Origin of the sequence: Thalassospira lucentensis (assembly GCF_001613805.1) — a bacterium.
Lineage (GTDB): Bacteria > Pseudomonadota > Alphaproteobacteria > Rhodospirillales > Thalassospiraceae > Thalassospira > Thalassospira lucentensis_A.
In genome coordinates this window covers 187,767-206,924 of sequence record NZ_LPVY01000013.1, presented here as the reverse complement: position 1 = coordinate 206,924, position 19,158 = coordinate 187,767, and the positions used below count along the sequence as shown (strand labels likewise).

Annotated in this window: 14 protein-coding genes; 7 read left to right on the top strand and 7 right to left on the bottom strand. The window is 54.2% G+C overall.

Annotated elements, in window-relative coordinates; genetic code table 11:
• Positions 1-264: 264 nt before the first annotated feature.
• Complete coding sequence (putA, locus tag AUP42_RS13145; RefSeq protein ID WP_231858277.1) at positions 265-4,101, bottom strand: bifunctional proline dehydrogenase/L-glutamate gamma-semialdehyde dehydrogenase PutA; 3,837 nt, start codon at positions 4,099-4,101, stop codon at positions 265-267.
• Positions 4,102-4,260: 159 nt separating this feature from the next.
• On the opposite strand from putA, the gene AUP42_RS13140 reads away from it, so the two are divergent.
• The 7 genes from AUP42_RS13140 to AUP42_RS13110 all read left to right on the top strand — a co-directional run bounded on the left by AUP42_RS13140 (position 4,261) and on the right by AUP42_RS13110 (position 11,608).
• A complete protein-coding gene (locus AUP42_RS13140) occupies positions 4,261-4,734 on the top strand; it encodes an Lrp/AsnC ligand binding domain-containing protein (RefSeq protein ID WP_007090318.1) in 474 nt (157 codons plus the stop codon).
• Between the two features lie 126 nt (positions 4,735-4,860).
• On the top strand, positions 4,861-5,469 hold the full coding sequence (locus AUP42_RS13135) for a 2-hydroxychromene-2-carboxylate isomerase (RefSeq protein ID WP_062952063.1): 609 nt from the start codon (positions 4,861-4,863) through the stop codon (positions 5,467-5,469).
• 262 nt (positions 5,470-5,731) lie between these two features.
• Complete coding sequence (locus AUP42_RS13130) at positions 5,732-7,342, top strand: carboxyl transferase domain-containing protein (RefSeq protein WP_062952062.1); 1,611 nt, start codon at positions 5,732-5,734, stop codon at positions 7,340-7,342.
• A gap of 7 nt (positions 7,343-7,349) precedes the next feature.
• On the top strand, positions 7,350-8,171 hold the full coding sequence (locus AUP42_RS13125) for an enoyl-CoA hydratase/isomerase family protein (RefSeq protein ID WP_062952061.1): 822 nt from the start codon (positions 7,350-7,352) through the stop codon (positions 8,169-8,171).
• A gap of 2 nt (positions 8,172-8,173) precedes the next feature.
• Positions 8,174-10,177 carry an acetyl/propionyl/methylcrotonyl-CoA carboxylase subunit alpha gene (locus AUP42_RS13120; RefSeq protein ID WP_062952060.1) on the top strand — a complete coding sequence of 668 codons (2,004 nt, stop codon included), beginning with the start codon at positions 8,174-8,176 and terminating at the stop codon, positions 10,175-10,177.
• 1 nt (position 10,178) lies between these two features.
• Positions 10,179-11,108 carry a hydroxymethylglutaryl-CoA lyase gene (locus AUP42_RS13115; protein WP_062952059.1) on the top strand — a complete coding sequence of 310 codons (930 nt, stop codon included), beginning with the start codon at positions 10,179-10,181 and terminating at the stop codon, positions 11,106-11,108.
• 5 nt (positions 11,109-11,113) lie between these two features.
• Entirely contained in the window at positions 11,114-11,608 is a 495-nt protein-coding gene (locus AUP42_RS13110; protein ID WP_062952058.1) for a GNAT family N-acetyltransferase, read from the top strand.
• A 5-nt stretch (positions 11,609-11,613) separates the two neighbouring features.
• Here AUP42_RS13110 and AUP42_RS13105 read toward each other — a convergent pair whose 3' ends face one another.
• The 6 genes from AUP42_RS13105 to AUP42_RS13080 all read right to left on the bottom strand — a co-directional run bounded on the left by AUP42_RS13105 (position 11,614) and on the right by AUP42_RS13080 (position 19,095).
• The gene (locus AUP42_RS13105; RefSeq protein WP_062952057.1) at positions 11,614-13,284 is read right to left on the bottom strand and encodes a methyl-accepting chemotaxis protein; all 1,671 of its coding nucleotides are present in this window, start codon (positions 13,282-13,284) and stop codon (positions 11,614-11,616) included.
• Positions 13,285-13,424: 140 nt separating this feature from the next.
• The gene (locus AUP42_RS13100) at positions 13,425-14,726 is read right to left on the bottom strand and encodes an MATE family efflux transporter (protein WP_231858275.1); all 1,302 of its coding nucleotides are present in this window, start codon (positions 14,724-14,726) and stop codon (positions 13,425-13,427) included.
• Positions 14,727-14,817: 91 nt separating this feature from the next.
• Positions 14,818-16,167: a hypothetical protein gene (locus AUP42_RS13095; protein ID WP_062952055.1), complete on the bottom strand. Its 1,350-nt coding sequence runs from the start codon at positions 16,165-16,167 to the stop codon at positions 14,818-14,820.
• A gap of 455 nt (positions 16,168-16,622) precedes the next feature.
• Positions 16,623-17,147, bottom strand: a complete 525-nt coding sequence (locus AUP42_RS13090) for a DUF934 domain-containing protein (protein WP_062952054.1) — start codon at positions 17,145-17,147, stop codon at positions 16,623-16,625.
• Complete coding sequence (locus AUP42_RS13085; RefSeq protein WP_062952053.1) at positions 17,134-18,789, bottom strand: nitrite/sulfite reductase; 1,656 nt, start codon at positions 18,787-18,789, stop codon at positions 17,134-17,136. The genes AUP42_RS13090 and AUP42_RS13085 overlap by 14 nt, the downstream gene beginning before the upstream one ends.
• Before the next feature lie 12 nt (positions 18,790-18,801).
• Positions 18,802-19,095 carry a DUF2849 domain-containing protein gene (locus AUP42_RS13080; RefSeq protein WP_062952052.1) on the bottom strand — a complete coding sequence of 98 codons (294 nt, stop codon included), beginning with the start codon at positions 19,093-19,095 and terminating at the stop codon, positions 18,802-18,804.
• Between the last annotated feature and the right edge of the window lie 63 nt (positions 19,096-19,158).

Below are 19,158 nucleotides of genomic sequence, written 5' to 3'. Positions count from 1 at the left end.
AACCACTAATACAGCAGATCGCAATAAAGCTTTAACGCCCTGAACTGCCAGTGGTTCCGGCACATCTTGTCGCAGGCGATTATGACAAAAAAAAGCCCGAACACGATTGCATCAGCCTGTTTCACCCAAGAAGCAATTCACACCACGGCCAGAAAAGAAAAAGACCGGGGCTATTCACCCCGGTCGCAAGTGGCGGATATGGCTATCCGCTGGCTCATCATCCGGCTTGCCGGACGCCTGATAATCCGGTTTCCATAAACCGGATCAATTTTCTTCCATAGACATCAACGATGCGTTACCGCCCGCAGCCGTCGTATTGATCGTGACGGTTTTCTCGGTCGCAAAACGATGCAGGAAAGCCTCATCAGGCAGCGCCCCGTCATCGTCTGCCCCGCTATCGGAAATCAGCGACAGGATCGCACCGTCACGCTTCGCCAGAAGCTGTTTGAAGGCGGTAACGCGATCAAGCGGTGCGACACAGGAAACACCAGCCACATCGCCGTCATACATCACGGCAATACCGACCTTGGACGCCACGACACGGATCAGCCCTGCCGGCAGTCCGGCATCGGTGGCAAGGCTTGCAAATTCAACCAGCCATTTTTGATCCCCGGCAACGATCATCGCATTGCCCGCAGCAAGTGCCGCAGCGATGTGGCGGATGACACGTGCTGCTTCGGCATCCTTTTCTGCCTGAACCAGATAAACACCACGGCCGAGCATATAAAGGTCGTTAGTTTCACCGGTCGGCCCGGGCATCCGGGTCGGAGCCACAAAGCCGTTTTCCGAAATCGCGGCAAAGTTTGCGATCAGTTCGGCGTTTGCCGAAAGATCACCTTTCGACGATCCAGCCAGCTTGGCCGCAAGATTTTCCAGAACACGGACGCGTTCATTGCCGTCTGTCGCCTGCCATTTGACCTGTGCGGCCTGCAGGGCACGATATTCATCATCCGTCAGCGACGCCTTGATCACGATTGGCGAACGATCATCGGCAATCGCGGCACTGCCTGCTGCCTTTTTTCCGGCCTCGGTCGCAGGTTTCGCAAAACGTTCGACATAGTGCGGGCCGCCTGCTTTCGGGCCGGTGCCAGATTTGCCCTGCCCACCGAATGGCTGCACGCCGACAACGGCCCCAATCATGTTCCGGTTCACATAGCAGTTGCCGACACGCAGCTTTTGCGAAATCTGGCGCACGGTGCTGTCGATACGCGAATGGATGCCCATCGTCAGGCCATAACCCGACGCATTGATCTGATCAAGAACCTTGTCCAGATCACGTGCCTTGTAACGCACCACGTGGACAACCGGCCCAAATACTTCGCGTTCCAGAACATCCAGCGACGGAATTTCAAAGCAATGCGGGGCAAAGAACGTCCCGTTTTCACATTCCGGCAGGATATCACAGGCATGAAGCAGCTTTGCTTCCTTGGTCATGCGTTCTGCATGGGCGACAAGGGTTTTGCGAGATTTTTCGTCAATCACCGGTCCCACATCGATATCAAGGAATTTCGGGTCACCGACACGCAGTTCCTTCATCGCGCCGACGAGCATGTGGCACAGCTTGTCTGCGATATCTTCCTGAACGAACAGAACACGCAGGGCCGAACAACGCTGCCCGGCGGACTGGAAGCCGGAAATGATTGCATCCTGTACCACCTGTTCGGGCAGTGCAGTTGAATCGACAATCATCGCGTTCTGGCCACCGGTTTCGGCAATCAGCGGCAGCGGAACACCCGGGCGTTTTGCCAGCGCCTGATTGATGACCTGTGCGGTTTCTGTTGAACCGGTGAAGGCAACCCCGCCAATGCGCGGATCGTTGATCAGGATATTGCCGATCACGCGCCCCGGCCCCGGCAGCAGCGTAAATGCAGCCCCCGGCACGCCTGCAGCAAGGATAAGTTCGGCCGCCTTGGCCGCAACAAGCGACGTCTGTTCGGCCGGTTTGGCGATAACGGCGTTACCAGCCGCCAGTGCCGCGCTAACCTGGCCTAAGAAAATCGCAAGCGGGAAGTTCCACGGGCTGATGCAGACGAAAATGCCGCGCCCTTCAAGGATACTACCCTCGCGGAAGCTTTCTTCTGCCCGGTTCGCGTAATAACGGCAGAAATCGACAGCTTCGCGCACTTCGGCAACGCCATCGGAATACAGTTTGCCTGCTTCGCGTTGGCAAAGAGCAATGAACTCGTCCATGTTGTCTTCAAGAAGATCACCGAGGCGGCGCAGGCACGCGGCACGTTCCGCAGCCGGGGTCTTGTTCCAGATTTCATAGCCTTTGGCGGCGGCAACAATCGCGGCCTCGACATCTGCTGCACCGGCCTGAACCAGTTCGCCGACTTTCTCATTGCGGTTTGACGGGTTTAAAACATCTATCGCCTCGCCCGAAACAGGCTGGCCATCAATCAGCGGCGCAGCATGCCAGATTTTCCCCTGTATCGATGCCAGCTTTTCGGCCAACGGCAGAAGCTTGGTCGTATCGGTCAGATCAATGCCCTTGGAATTGACGCGACCAGCACCATAAAGATCAACCGGTGCCGGAATTTTCGGATGGGCCTTGCGTGGCAGGGCAGCCATCTTTTCCACCGGATCGGCGATCATTTCCTCGATCGGTAGCTGCTCGTCCTGAATACGGTTCACAAAGCTGGTATTCGCCCCGTTTTCAAGCAGACGTCGGACAAGATAGGCCAGCAAATCCTCGTGGGTGCCAACAGGTGCATAAACACGGCACGGCACGTTTTCTCCATTTTTATCGACAATCTGTTCATACAGGGCTTCGCCCATGCCATGAAGACGCTGGAATTCAAACGTCCGGTCATTGCCAGCCATTTCCAGAACCGATGCCACGGTGTGGGCATTGTGGCTGGCGAACTGGCAATAGAATGCGTCGCGACGCGACAGCATGAAACGTGCACACGCCAGATAGGAAACATCGGTTGCGGCCTTGCGGGTGAAGACCGGATAACCTTCAAACCCGTTTTCCTGACTGTTCTTGACCTCGGTATCCCAGTAGGCCCCTTTGACAAGGCGCACCATCATTTTGCGCCCGACCTTGACCGACAGGTCGGCAAGCCATTCCAGCACGTGATAGGCCCGTTTCTGATAGGCCTGCACCGCAAGACCATATCCTTCCCACCCCTCAAGATCGGGATCGGCAAAGACTGCTCCGATCACATCAAGCGACAGATCCAGACGGTTGGCTTCCTCGGCATCAACGGTAAAACCGATGTCATATTTCTTGGCCAGCAGCGCAAGCTGTTTGAGGCGCGGCACAAGTTCATTCATGACGCGATCATAATTGGCGAAATCATAACGCGGATGGATCGCCGAAAGCTTTACCGAGATGCCAGGGCTGTTGATCGGGCCGCGATTATTCGCGACCTTGCCGATATCGTTGATCGCATCGACATAGGATTTGAAATAGCGATCCGCGTCTTCCATGGTACGCGCGGCCTCACCCAGCATGTCATAGGAATAGCGATAGCCTTTTTCCTCGTTCGTCTTCGCCCGTTCGGCGGCCTCCGCAATCGTGCGGCCCATTACGAACTGACGCCCCATAATGCGCATGGCATGGTTGAATGCCTTACGGATAACCGGCTCGCCCGAGCGTGCGATCATGCGTTTAAGCAACGCGCCCGGATCGGCCTTTTCCGCCTTGCCGAACTTGATCACCTTCCCCGTTAGCATCAGTCCCCAGGTCGATGCATTAACAAAGAAGCTGTCGGAATGGCCAAGGTGGCTTTGCCAGTTGGCGTCAAACAGCTTGTCCTGGATCAGCCTGTCGGCGGTGACCGCATCGGGAACGCGCAAAAGTGCCTCAGCAAGGCACATCAGGATGACGCCTTCCTTGCTTGAAAGCTCATACTCATGAAGCAGCGCATCGATGCCGCTTTTGCCATTATCGGCTTTGCGAACCCGCGCTACAAGCTGATAAGCCCGATCCTGAACGCGCGCCGATTGTTCGGGAGCCAGTCGGGCAGCCTCAATCATGCGTTCAACAACAACTTCTTCGTCAGTCCGATATGTTTCGCGGATTTTTGCGCGGATTTCGTTGGCTTGGGGCATATCGATGCGGAACATGGCGATGGCTTCTCCCTGCAAATACAATTCTCCGGTTCCTTATGGGGAACGCAGAGTTTTCTCCTCATATGGCCACAGACAATATATATGCACTCAAAAAATGTGCTGCCATTTTCCCCAAAAATACGATATATCATCCATTGAAAAACTTTTAGTGCAGTTATAAACACTGGTTATTAGATTAAAATGCAGAAGAATCATAAAAGCCTGGACAAGATTGACAAACAGATCCTGCGCGAACTTCAAAACGATGGACGCATGTCGAACGTTGAACTGTCACGTCGCGTCAATCTTAGCCCGACACCGTGCCTCGAACGTGTTCGCCGCCTTGAACAACACGGCTTCATCACCGGTTATATGGCGCTACTTGACCCCCGCAAACTCAATCAGTCGCTGGTGGTTTTTGTCGAAATAACGCTGGATCGGACGACCCCGGACGTATTTGACGTGTTTGCCACAGCGATCCGCAAACTGCCGGAAATCGAAGAATGTCACATGGTCGCAGGCGGCTTTGATTACCTGATGAAACTTCGGGTTGCCGATATGTATGCCTATCGCGAATTCCTTGAACGCCTGTCCTCTGTTCAGGGTGTCAGCCAGACTCATACATATGTCGTGATGGAAGAAGTAAAAGTACGCCCCGGCATCACGATCCCGTAAATTCGATCAATTTTGTTGCAATACAATTGCTTAGTAGCGCACTATCACCAAGCCATCTTTCCGATGGCTTTGCCGGTATCGCCACATGGCACTCTGTTTTGCGTCATTAATTACGGGCCCCACAGCATGTCGGAAGTCTCTTTTTATTTCGATTTCTCGTCACCTTACGGTTATCTCGCGGCTGAACGCATTGATGCCTTTGAGGCCAGAACCGGCGTTACGGTCAACTGGTACCCGTTCATGATCGGTGCGGCCTTCAAACAGACCGGACAAAGCCCGTTATTGAGCCAACCCATTCGCGGCGATTATTTCAAACGCGACATGGAACGCTGCGCAAAAATGCAAAATACGCCGTTCCAGGTCCCGGAAAAATTCCCCTATTCCGCACTGGTACCGACCCGCGCCTATTACTGGATTGCGTCAACAAAACCGGCATTGGCGATCAAGTTTGCAAAGGACGTCTATCGCGGATATTTCGCAGACGGACTGGATATGTCCGACCCGGAAGTTGTCTTTGCCACAGCCACCCGACATTCCATTGATGCCGGGGAAATCCGCGCGGCTGTCGAAAACCCGAAATGGAAGCAGCACGTCCGCGAAGTTACTGACGACGCCATTGCACGTGGTGCCTTCGGGTCACCGTTCTTCTTCTATGAAGAAGAAGCCTTTTTCGGCAATGACCGGCTTGAACATCTTGAACGCTGGATCAAGCTGCGCAAACAGATCAGCGACTGATTGCACCAGAAAACCATCGCAATCACAGCAATCTAGTCAATTGAAAAATCTACGACTTTTTCGATAAAATCACATATTCGGAATACCGTCTGCCGCCCCGAATTCACGCTGTTTTTTTGATATAAGTAAATTCGGTACTGGATTACCTATTTAATCTTGACGTTTACGTAAACTTCCACCATAACAGCAGTCATAAACGCCATTCACTTCGGGATCGATTCCTTATGAAATCGATCCCTGCAACAGACGGTGTCGATTGACGATGACGGTTCTGAAATCTGCGGTAAATTCCCGCTCGGAAGATTTCCGCAACAATGCCCAACAGATGGAACAACTGGTTGCCGATCTTCGTAATCAGATCACGCAGATCAAGCTTGGTGGCGGCGAGCGCGCACGTGATCGCCACACTGGCCGCGGCAAACTTTTGCCCCGCGAACGTATCCGTCAATTGCTCGATATCGGGTCCCCGTTCCTTGAGCTTTCCCAGCTTGCCGCCTATGGCATGTATGACGATGAAGACGTTCCTGCGGCGGGCATCATCACCGGCATTGGTAGGGTTTCCGGCGTTGAATGCGTCATCGTTGCCAATGATGCGACGGTCAAGGGCGGTTCCTATTACCCGATGACGGTCAAAAAGCATCTGCGAGCACAGGAAATCGCACTCGAAAACAATCTGCCCTGCATTTATCTGGTGGATAGTGGCGGGGCGAACCTGCCCCGTCAGGACGATGTTTTCCCGGATCGCGATCATTTTGGCCGCATCTTTTTCAATCAGGCAACCATGTCATCCAAAGGCATTCCGCAGATCGCGGTTGTCATGGGGTCCTGTACGGCGGGCGGTGCCTATGTCCCCGCCATGTCGGATGAGAGCATTATCGTCCGCAAACAGGGCACGATCTTTCTGGGGGGACCGCCCTTGGTGAAGGCCGCAACCGGCGAAGTTGTCTCGGCCGAAGACCTTGGCGGTGCGGATGTTCACTGTAAAACATCCGGCGTCACCGATCATTATGCACAGGATGACGCGCATGCATTGTCCATCGCACGTGATATCGTCAAGAACCTTAACTGGACGAAAAATCCCGGCCTGACCCTGACTGCGCCGCGCGACCCGGCATATGACCCGCGCGAGATTTATGGCGTCATTCCAAGCGATTCCAAGAAACCCTATGACGTGCGTGAAGTCATTGCCCGCATCGTTGACGGATCGGACTTTGACGAGTTCAAGGCCCAGTATGGCACGACACTGGTTACCGGCTTTGCCCGCATTTTCGGCTATCCGGTCGGGATCATTGCCAATAACGGCATCCTGTTTTCAGAAAGTGCGCTTAAAGGCGCGCATTTCATCGAACTTTGCTGCCAGCGCGGTATTCCATTGGTGTTCCTGCAGAACATCACCGGATTCATGATTGGCCGCAAATATGAAAGCGGCGGAATTGCCAAGGATGGCGCGAAGCTGGTCACCGCCGTTGCAACAGCCAAGGTTCCCAAATTCACGGTCCTGATCGGTGGATCATTTGGCGCAGGCAACTATGGCATGTGTGGTCGCGCCTATAGCCCCCGCTTCCTGTGGATGTGGCCCAACGCCCGCATTTCAGTCATGGGCGGGGAACAGGCGGCAAATGTTTTGACCCAAATCCGCGCCGATGCACAGGAAAAGCGCGGTGAAACATGGCCGATCGAAGAACAGGAAGCCTTCAAAGGCCCGATCCGCGACCAGTATGAAGAACAGGGGCACCCCTATTACGCGTCTGCGCGACTTTGGGATGACGGGGTAATTGACCCGGCCGATACCCGCATGGTTCTTGGTCTTGGCCTTTCGGCAGCACTCAACAAACCGGTCGAGGAAACACGCTTTGGCGTGTTCAGGATGTGAGGCTGGCATGAGAAATGTAAACACCGATAACACCGATCCATCTACCGATGCCGTGATATGCCAGATCAGCGCATCGGGTGTTGCCCGCATTACGTTGAACCGTCCGGAAATCCACAACGCGTTTGACGATGTCCTGATCGGCGATCTGACAGCCAAGCTGGATGCGCTGGATGCCGATCCGGCGGTGCGCGTGGTGATCCTGACAGGTGCAGGCAAAAGCTTTTCTGCAGGTGCCGACCTTAACTGGATGAAACGCATGGCCGGTTACAGCCATGCGGAAAACCTTGCCGATTCACGTGCATTGGCGCGGTTGATGAAGACGCTTAATTTCTGCAGCAAACCGACCATCGGGCTTATCAACGGGGCCGCATTTGGCGGCGGGGTTGGGTTGGCCGCGTGCTGTGACATCGTGATTGCATCTGATCGGGCCAGTTTCTGCCTGTCAGAGGTCAAGCTGGGCCTGATTCCGGCGGTTATTTCGCCCTATGTGGTCGAGGCCATCGGCGTATCGCAGGCCCGGCGCTATTTTCTGACGGCGGAACGTTTTGATGCCGCGACCGCCCATGCCATCGGATTGGTACATGAAATTGTTTCAGGTGACGATCTGACCGCACGGGGTGATGCCATGGCAAAGCTGTTGCTGGCCAATGGGCCGGGTGCCATGAATGCAGCAAAATCGCTGATTTATGCGGTTGCCAACAAACCGATTGACGATGATGTCATTGACGATACCGCACGACGCATTGCCGATCAGCGCGCAAGTGCCGAAGGTCGCGAAGGTGTCAGTGCATTTCTTGAAAAACGCCCCGCGAAGTGGAGTGAGAATTAATCATGCCGCGCAAAATACTGATCGCCAACCGTGGTGAAATTGCCTGCCGCGTGATTGAAACCGCACGCCGCATGGGCATCCAGACCGTCGCAGTTTATTCCGACGCGGATGCCAATGCCCTGCATGTCAAACGTGCCGACGAAGCCTATCACATCGGCGGTCCGGCCCCGAAAGACAGCTATCTGCGCGTTGATCGTTTACTTGAAGTCATTGCGCAATCGGGTGCCGATGCGGTTCATCCTGGTTATGGCTTCCTGTCGGAAAATGCCGTTTTTGCCGATGCGTTGGAAAAAGCCGGCTGCGTCTTTGTCGGCCCACCGGCAAGTGCGATCCGTGCGATGGGTTCAAAATCCGAAGCCAAGAAAATCATGGGCAAGGCCGGTGTTCCGCTGGTTCCCGGTTATCACGGCGAAGATCAGGCCCCGGACCTTTTGGCGGCCGAGGCGGACAAGATCGGTTATCCGGTTCTGATCAAGGCGTCGGCAGGTGGCGGCGGCAAAGGCATGCGCGCGGTTGAAAAACCCGCCGATTTCAGGGACGCGCTGATCAGTTGCAAGCGCGAGGCTGCAAGCAGCTTTGGTGATGATCATTGCCTGATTGAAAAGCTGATTGTCAAACCGCGCCATGTTGAAATTCAGGTCTTTGCCGACAGCCATGGCAATGCGGTTTATCTGTTTGAACGCGACTGTTCCCTACAACGCCGCCATCAGAAAGTTATTGAGGAAGCCCCTGCCCCGAATATGCCCGAAGATATTCGCGCCGAGATGGGCAAAGCGGCCGTCGATGCCGCCAAGGCGATTGGCTATCAGGGGGCTGGCACGGTTGAATTCCTGCTTGATGCGTCGGGTGCGTTCTATTTCATGGAAATGAACACGCGCCTGCAGGTCGAACATCCGGTGACCGAGATGATCACCGGCGAGGATCTTGTCGAATGGCAATTGCGTGTTGCTGACGGTGAAAAGCTGCCCAAGGCACAGGAAGAACTGACCATTAACGGGCATGCCTTCGAAGTCCGCCTGTATGCCGAAGACCCGCATAATGATTTCCTGCCCGCTACGGGCAGGCTTGTGCATATGCGTATGCCTGCGGCCAATGATCACGTGCGGATCGATACGGGCGTTTACGAAGGTGGCGAGGTATCCATTCATTATGACCCGATGATCGCAAAGCTGATCACCTGGGATACGGATCGCACATCGGCACTGCGCCGGATGGCAACGGCCCTTAATGATGTGCAGATTGTCGGCGTAACGACCAATACCGGCTTCCTTGCCAATATTGCCCGCCACCCGGCCTTCGTGCGCGGTGAGGTCGAAACCGGTTTCATCGGTCAGTATCTGGACGATCTGATCCCCGCCCCGGCGGCACCTGACAATGATGCGCTTGCCTTTGCCGCACTTGATATCCTGATGCTTCGTGATGCCGAGGCCAAAAGCCATGCCGCACAAAGCAGCGATCCCTATTCCCCATGGCACAGCACATCGGGATGGCGTCTGAACGATGATAATCACCATGACCTGATCCTGCGTCATGACGGGGCGGACCTGAAGATCAAGGTGCATTATCGCGCAGCCGGTTATGTGATTGATATGCCCGACGGCAGTTCGATCACAGCCCACGCCGAGATTGCCGTTGATGGCACCATTCAAGCTACCTTTGACAAGGTCCGAAAACGCGCCAGCGTCCTTCGTGATGGTAACCGCCTGACGATTTTCCGCGACGGGCGTTCTGACCGGCTTGAGATTTTTGATCCGGTTGCCGCCGCGGGCGGCCATGAAGGCACCGGCGGCGGATTAACCGCACCGATGCCCGGTAAAATCATTGCCGTGCTGGCCGAACCGGGGCAATCTGTTGTGGCAGGCGACAAGCTTGTTGTGATGGAAGCAATGAAAATGGAACACACCATTTCAGCACCGGTTTCGGGCACGGTTCGCGAGATATTCTTTGCTGTTGGCGATCAGGTTGATGACGGCGCCGAGTTGATCGCCATCGAGGAGGCAGAGTAGTATGCCCCGCCTTTCCGGTCTGCCAGAACAGGTCAAGATCGTCGAAGTCGGTCCGCGTGACGGATTGCAGAACGAAAAGAACATGGTATCGACCGACATCAAGGTCGAACTGATCCATCGCCTTTGCGATGCAGGTCTTTCGGTCATCGAAGCCACCGCCTTCGTCAGCCCGAAATGGGTCCCGCAAATGGCCGACGCATCGGACGTCATGGCCCGCATCTCGCGCAAACCGGGCGTCACCTATCCGGTTCTGGCCCCCAATTTGAAAGGGCTTGAAGCCGCGATTGAGGCGGGTGCAACCGAAGTCGCGATTTTTGGGGCGGCATCGGAGAGCTTTTCGCAGAAGAACATCAATTGTTCCATTGCCGAAAGCCTTGATCGGTTCCGTCCGGTTGTGAGCGCCGCACGCGATGCCAACATCGCCGTGCGCGGGTATGTTTCCTGCGTTCTTGGCTGCCCGTACGAGGGCGAGATTGCCCCGCAAAAGGTCGCCGATGTCGCAAAGGCCCTGTTTGACATGGGGGCATATGAAATCAGCCTTGGCGATACCATCGGCACCGGCACACCGGGCAAGGCGCAGGCGATGATCGAAGCCGTCGCAACCCATGTCGCCATCGAAAACCTCGCCGCTCATTTCCACGATACCTATGGTCAGGCACTGGCAAACCTGCTGGCCGTTCTGCATATGGGGGTTGCAACGATTGACAGCTCGGTCGCTGGGCTTGGTGGATGCCCCTATGCCAAGGGTGCAAGCGGCAATGTCGCCACTGAAGATGTCGTCTATATGCTGAATGGCTTGGGCATCGACACCGGTATCGATCTTGAAAATCTTGCCAAAACCGGGAGCTGGATCACCGGGAAAATCGGTCGTCAGTCTGGATCGAAGGCTAACTTGGCGCTAGCCGCCAAACGCGACACTGTCGGGGTCTGATCGCTATGGCCAGCGCCGAGACATATCGTTTCCGGCGGGCCCTCCCCAGTGATTTACCCATGATACGGCGCTGGCTGCGTGTGCCGGAAGTCGCGCGTTGGTGGGGGGACCCTGCTGAGCAAATCGAACTAATCACCGAAGACATCGAACTGCCGGAAATGGCGACACTTATCGTATCCTATCGCAATCGCCCCTTTGCCTTTGCACAGCATTATGATGCGCATCAATGGCCCCAACCCCATTTATCCCATTTGCCCAAAGGCACGCGCTGCATCGACGCATTCATTGGCGCCCCCGACATGATGGGATGCGGTCATGGGAAGATGTTCCTGCGATTGTTGGCGCAAATGCTGATTGATCGCGGTGCACCGTTGGTTGCGATTGATCCCGACCCGGAAAATGTACGAGCCCGCAAAAGCTATGAGGCCGCCGGTTTCATTGGTGACACCGAATATGAAACCGGCGATGGCCCCTGTGTTTTGATGCAGTTCAAGCCATAGACAGACTAGGCCGCCTTGACTGCAGTCAGGAAAGTTTCAACCTTTAACCGCAGGGTTTCAGCCTGTTCGGACAGCTCACCCGACGCATTCAAGACTTGCTCAGCAGCGGCACCGGTTGATGTTGCAGCTTCATTAACACCGTGAATATTTTCAGTTACCTCGCTTGTTCCGGCTGATGCCTGCTGAACATTTCGAGTGATCTCCTCGGTCGCAGCCCCCTGCTGCTCGACCGCGCTTGCAATCGTTGCTGCAATCTCGCTGATTTCAGCGATCGTACTGCCGATGGAATCAATCGCAACCACCGCCCCTTCTGTTTCTGTCTGAATTCCGGTAATCTGGGCGGTAATTTGCTCAGTTGCCTTTGATGTCGCATTGGCAAGATTCTTGACCTCGGCCGCAACCACAGCAAAACCTTTGCCCGCCTCGCCTGCCCGCGCGGCTTCAATCGTCGCATTCAACGCCAGAAGGTTGGTTTGTGCGGCAATGTCGCTGATCAATCCAACCACATCACCGATCTTCTGGGCAGCTTCTGCAAGCCCGCGTACCTGCGCGTTGGTATTCTCCGCCTCGGACACAGCCTTGCTTGCCACTTGTGCAGATTGATTGACCTGATGACTGATTTCGGAAATCGAGGCGCTGAGCTCCTCGGACGCACTGGCAACGGTTTGAACGTTGTTTGACGCCTGCTCGGCTGCAGCCGAAACTACCGTCGCCTGTCGGCTGGTTTCCTCAGCCGTCGCCGTCATTGACGTTGCTGTCGCCTGCATTTCTGTCGCGGCCGAAGAAACACTACTCAGTACAGCAGAAACATCCGCATCAAAATCGTTGGTCAGCTTCTCAATTGTTTTTGCACGGGCTTCCCGCTGTCTCTGAGCTTCTGCTTCCTGCCCTGCAAGCTGTTCTGCCCGGATCATGTTTTCTTTAAAGACCAGAACTGCTTTTGCCATATCACCAATCTCGTCACGGTGATCCTGACCGGGAATGCCTATTGTTTTGTCACCACTTGCCAACTTATTCATTGCATCCGTGATGGCACGCACAGGTCTTGAAATGCCAGCACCAATGAGCCACGCTGCGAGTATCCCGATCAAGACAGCAATTGCCGCGAGAACTTCGGCTGTAATAACAGCATCCTCAAGAGCCTTGGCAGCATTAGGACCAAGCTGGTCCTGTTCCGCCTTGATCTCGAGCTTGAGCTTTTCCAGATTTTGGGCAATGACAGGCCCGATACGGTCAAGCGCACCAGACACAAGAGCATCACGCCCAGCATCCGATGCGTCCATGGCGGCGACTTTGTTAAAGGTTTCAAGATATTCTTTTAAAGCAACATCTGCTGAAACCGCAACTTCGCGGCGGGCAGGTTCGTCAATCATGGTTGCAAGTTCGTTATTCAAATCAATTGCCGACTGCAACCGGCTCGATACCGTGTCTTTTGACGCTTGCTTTCCGCTAAGCAGAAAATCTTTCACCGCCACACGTGCTTCCAGCAAATTGGCCTGAACCCGCCCGGCTTGATTGGATTGCAGCGCTGTCGCCCGATAACGCGTAAAATCGTCATCTGCACTGCTTAAGGATGCGACCGCCAACACCGACATCAATACAAGTAAAAGGAGAACAATACCAAATCCACCAAAGACCTTCGGTGCAATTTTAAATCGTTTTAGAATGTTTGTCATTTCCCGTACCCCATAATGTTTCGCCACCCTTCGCGTTATATGGGATACAGAAAAATGATTTCATTGTGAATAATGTGACCTTATTCACATCAAACAAATCCGGACATCTCACCAGAAATCCGTTTCAAACTTCACTTACCTTAAGTTGATCCGGAAAGATTATACGCCTCAGCCGACCACCTCCCGCACGCGAGACGATAACTGACAACAGCTGTGATCGTACCGAACAAGACAATGCCCGCAGCCTGCCCCGCCAGAACTCCGGGGGCGCCCATATAGTAGCTCCCCAGCCAGACCAGGGGGATTACCCCCAAAAGTTCCTTTGCAAGATCAAATGTCATTGCAAGATTGGGCCGCCCGGTGACGTTAAAGAAAGTATGCGATGAAAACTGCAGGCCAAGGAACACATAAAAGGGAGCCGTAGAACTGCAAAAGATCGCAAGATACGCCGCGGTTTGATCGGTTGCGCTGAAAAGCGCTGCAATCTGACCCTGAAACAGGAACAGGGCAGTGCAGACTATCGCCCCGTAAACCACCACCAGCCCCCATACATTGTGCCAGATTCTGCGTACCCGCCCGGCCTTTGCTGCGGCAAAGTTCTGGCCAATGATCGGGCCGATTGCCTGGGGCAACGCCATGTAACCAACAAATACGAACGGCCCGATACGTTCAATGATCGCCATAGCCGCCACCGCATCGGGCCCAAACTTTGCCATGCTGGACATGATAAAGGCGCTGGCGATTGGCGGGCCGATCTTTGCCAATCCGACCGGTACGGTTACACGCGCAATATCACGGATGTCCTTCCGAAACAGCGTCGCATCAAACCGGCCAAGCATGTGATGAACGTTACGAACACCATAAAAGGCCACCGCCATGATCGCGATCCGTGACACGACGGTTGCCCATGCCGCCCCTTCGACACCCCAATCAAAACCAAAGATGAAAATGGGATCGAGGACTGCATTGACTGCGGCACCGGTCATTTTCGACCACATGGCACGTTGCTTCGCCCCGATCGCACGCAACAATGCCCCTGATGACATGCTCAGGACCAAAACCGGCAAACACAGGATCACGATCTGCACATATGTGACACCAACGTCGCGCGCCTTGCCGACCGCCCCGAACAATTCAAGCATCCAAGGTGCCGACAGCCACAAAACAGCTGTCATCACACCCGATAGCACAAGACCGAATACCAGAATATGCGTGGCATAAATTTTTGCCCGGTTCCGATTACCAAGCCCCTCGGCACGGGAAACAAGTGCCGTCATCGCGGTCGAGATACCCAACGAAACCGCAAGGGTAAAAAAGATAATCGGCCACGCAAAGCCAAGACCGGCGATGATTTCAACATCGCCCAGAAGGCTCAGGAAAAACAGATCAAGCGCATCAACCAGCACCATCGCCACAAGCGCAAGCATGCTGGTATGCGCCATTGAAAATATGTGACGCAGGATTGAACCTGACACAAAATATTGCGACTGCATAACCATCGGATTTCACACAGGAGAGAACGGAACGGCAGGATCAACCATCGTTATTTGGTCGCAGGATAAATTCGAATTCGCGTTCTTCGGTTGTTGCACAATCATCCCCGGAAAGTAGCGGCATGCGCGACAGGCCATCCCGGTTGACAGGCGATGCAGATATGCGGGTGGCATCCGGGCCGATTTTCCATTTGGCAGCGATGACACTGGGGTTCTCGGCATCAAATTCGTCCAGCTTGCGCCAGATACGAGATTGCAGAACCGGCGCATAGGGGAATTTCTGCTGGGTCCAGAAACGTTTCGAAGGTTGAAAATATCCGACTTCATCCAGGAACGAGACACCGAAATAGTAGCATGACTCCAGCGAGTTATAGAAATGACTGTCCGGAACAAAGCTGCCATCGCGTCTGAGCGAATGACCGACACACCAGTCCAGCATTTCGGCAATCTGTTCGCGCGCTAAAGCACGTTCTGCCGACTGCATATGCGGCCACCCATAGCGAAAGATTTTCGCAACGTCATAGTTGTTATGATTGTTGAATTCACCGCGGCTGAGCCATCCTTGCGGATATTCCAATTGCCGGCTTTCAAGCGTGGTGCGGATGATATCGGACCAATGCCCGACCCGCCCCTTTCGATAGGATACGATATGGAATGTATAGCTAAGATCATCGTAACGATGCGTCTTGCCATCCGACACATACCATGGGCCCCAATAACCGGTTTCGGGGTTCTGGATTTCATCAAGGAATTCACGGAACGCATCGACATAGCTTTGGTCAAGATCAATGCCGCGCACATGTTCCTGCGCATAGCGCCGCAAGGACGGTTTGAAGCAAAGCTGTGCCAGACAGCAGATCACACTGCCAAATTCATCCCGCTGATTACGCCCGGTCGCTGCGATATCGGAAACCAGTAGCTTTTCCAGATAACCGCGCATCGCCGATGCGGTTGCGATCGGTTCAAGAAAGTGCAGCGGATAACGCGGCGCGCGGCCCTCACTGGCCAATTCATGCAAACGCACGATGGTCGCATCAAATTTGTGGTGGAATTCGTTATATTGCCAGCCCCACGAGCCATCGACGGCAGACTGACTTGCGACATAGCTTTGATCGACTTCATCAAAGCTGTTTTCCAGTCTGTCGACAAGTTGGTCAAGTTCGGGCCAGTATGCCGTGTATCGCGCCAGCCATTTGGCATAGATATACAATTGCTGGGACGCCAACATTGTCCGGCTGTATTCGGAAAATTTACGCAGCGCGAGCGATAAAGCCCCCAGATAATCGATATATTTGAGCGCCTTGTCCTGATAGCCGTGATCGTAACGCGTAAAATCCCGCGTAATCACACAACTGTCTCCAATTCCTGTAAGGCTTTGCTCAATCGACATTGGTTGCCTTTTCCTGCTAGTCCCAGAAATGCGAACCTGCTTCCTTGCATCGGAGCGTTACCGATGCCAACTGTCAGGCAATGCGTGAATTCCCCAATCCGCTTGGCAGGATGCATCCTGCTGTTGGGATTAATGTTTTCAGGCTCTCCTTTTGGGCCCAAAGTGACAACCCATTGTTTTATAATGGTTGCCACATAGTGCCATTTAAACAGCTAATAAGTGTATAGCTTGAAACCGGTCAAAACACCACCCTAAAGGGGAATTCTTGTCGGATTTTCATATACAAAAGAATAACCTTTACCCAACTAATATCCATACTCCGCCCAAGAATGAAAACCGGGGCAGCGCAATCCCTGACAGAAAATGCCGGCATTATAAGGGCAAAAGAAAAGGCGCCCGAAACGGGCGCCTCCAAGGCAGAGCTATTCAAAGCTCGATCTGACGAAAAAGATAAATCAGGACGCAGATTTGAGAGCCGCCCGACGCCGTTCACGAAGCGATGCGGCCGTGGCACGCCCGTCTCCTGTCGGCTGGTAGTAAACTGTCATTTCCTTCAATGCTGCGCGAACTTTTGTCAGTGAAACATCATCATCATTTTTCAGCTCATACGCATCGAAACCGCAACGATGCATATACAGAATCTGGTCACGCAGCACGTCACCGATTGCGCGAAGTTCGCCCTTGAAACCCAGACGTTCGCGCAAAACACGGGCGTAGGAATATCCGCGCCCGTCCGTATAGGCCGGGAAATTGACCGTGATGATCGAAAGACGATCAAGATCATTAGCCAGATCTTCGGGGGTGTCGCCCGGATTGAGCTGGACACCAAGTCCGCCATTACGCCCGATCAGCGTTTCGCGTTCTTCCTTAAAACGCGCAAGTGGCACAATGATGTTTTCCTCGCCCGACGGCAGGTCCGCTTCGGCATCAAGCGTGACCCATTCCTGATCGATCACACTGTCATTCTTAACGATCGCCATAAAGCACCTCCTTGAACGGGTCCATGCCGACACGGCGATAAGTATCGATAAAGCGTTCGCCAGTTTCACGTATGCCAAGATATTTGGTCACCAGACTTTCAATGGCATCGACAACTTCGGCTTCGGAGAAACCGGCACCGGCGATTTTACCGATTTCGGCATTCTCGCTGGCATCACCGCCAAGGGTAATCTGATAGAATTCCTTGCCACGTTTATCGAGACCCAAAATGCCGATATGACCGACATGATGATGCCCGCAGGCATTGATACAGCCGGAAATCTTGATCTTGAGTTCGCCGATATCATGCTGACGATCCAGATCGGAAAAACGTTCCGAAATGCGCTGTGAAAGCGGGATCGACCGCGCAGTTGCCAGTGCGCAGTAATCCAGCCCTGGGCAGGAAATGATGTCGGTAACATAGCCAAGGTTTGCCGTCGCCAGATTGGCATTCTTCAGTTCCGCCCAAAGCGAGAACAGATCAGCCTTTTTCACGTGCGGCAAAACCAGGTTCTGTTCGTGGGTCACACGAACATCGCCAAAGCTGTATTGCTCGGACAGATCAGCAACCAGCTCCATCTGGGTATCAGTTGCGTCACCCGGAATACCGCCAATCGGTTTTAGCGATACGTTGGCAATGGCATAGCCCGGCTGCTTGTGTGCGATCACGTTCGAACGCACCCAGTTGGAAAATTCCCGGTTTTCGGCCTTGCGGCGTGCAAACTCGGAATCATCGTCGGAAAGGGTTTCAAATGCTGGCGGCGAGAACTGTTCAATGTAATGCGCAATTTCGGCATCATCGACGCGCAGTGATCCGTCCTTGATCTGCGCCCATTCTTCTTCGACCAGACGCTGCATTTCCTCGACCCCGATTTCATGGACGAGGATTTTGATGCGCGCCTTGTACTTGTTGTCGCGACGGCCAAACCGGTTGTAAACGCGCAGGATCGCCTCAAGATACGAGAACAGATCGTTCTTGCCGATAAAGTCACGCACGGTCTTGCCAACGAACGGCGTGCGGCCAAGTCCACCACCGACGATGACTTCAAACCCAACCTCGCCCGCATCGTTCTGATGCATCCGAAGCCCGATATCATGCACCTTGACCGCAGCACGGTCGTTTGGCGATCCGGTCACCGCGATCTTGAACTTGCGCGGCAGATAGGTGAATTCCGGATGGAAGGTCGACCACTGCCGGATCAGTTCGCAATAAGGACGCGGATCTTCGATCTCGTCGGCGGCGGCGCCGGCATACTGATCGGTGGTCGTGTTGCGAATACAGTTGCCTGATGTCTGAATGGCGTGCATTTCAACCTTGGCAAGGTCAAGCAGCGCATCGGGAATTTCGGCAAGCTTCGGCCAGTTATATTGGATATTCTGTCGGGTCGTGAAATGGCCATAACCCTTGTCATAGCGGCGCGCGATATAGCCAAGCTGGCGCAACTGATCAGCGCGCAGCGTACCATAAGGAACGGCGACACGCAGCATGTAGGCGTGAAGCTGAAGATAAACACCGTTCATCAGACGAAGCGGGCGGAATTGATCCTCGGTAATGTCGCCGGACAGGCGACGTTTGACCTGCTCGCGGAATTGCTCGGTACGTTCCAGCACCAGCTGGCGGTCGAAATCATCATAGCGATACATGGTGTATCCTCCTTACCCGGCCTGATAGCCGAGATCCTGCCGCACGCTGGGACCCTTGGTGCGCAAGACTTCACGGTATTTCGTCGGAACCAGTCCGTCGTCCTGTTGCTCGACCTCGATCAGATACGGGCCGACGATGACAGTATCGAGCTCGGGTACACTGGCCTCGGCCAGCAAGGCGTCACCCGCCTCTTTTCCATCGGCTATACGCGACTGGTCGATATTTTCACTCCAACCGCCATCTGCGGTCAGGAAAACGACCAACCCGTCATCAAGACGGTTTGCCGTGACAACTTGCAGGGACATTCGGTTCTCTCAGCCTGTAAATCTCTCTGGGTGATGCCCTGTCTGTGGACATTTTCTGCATCA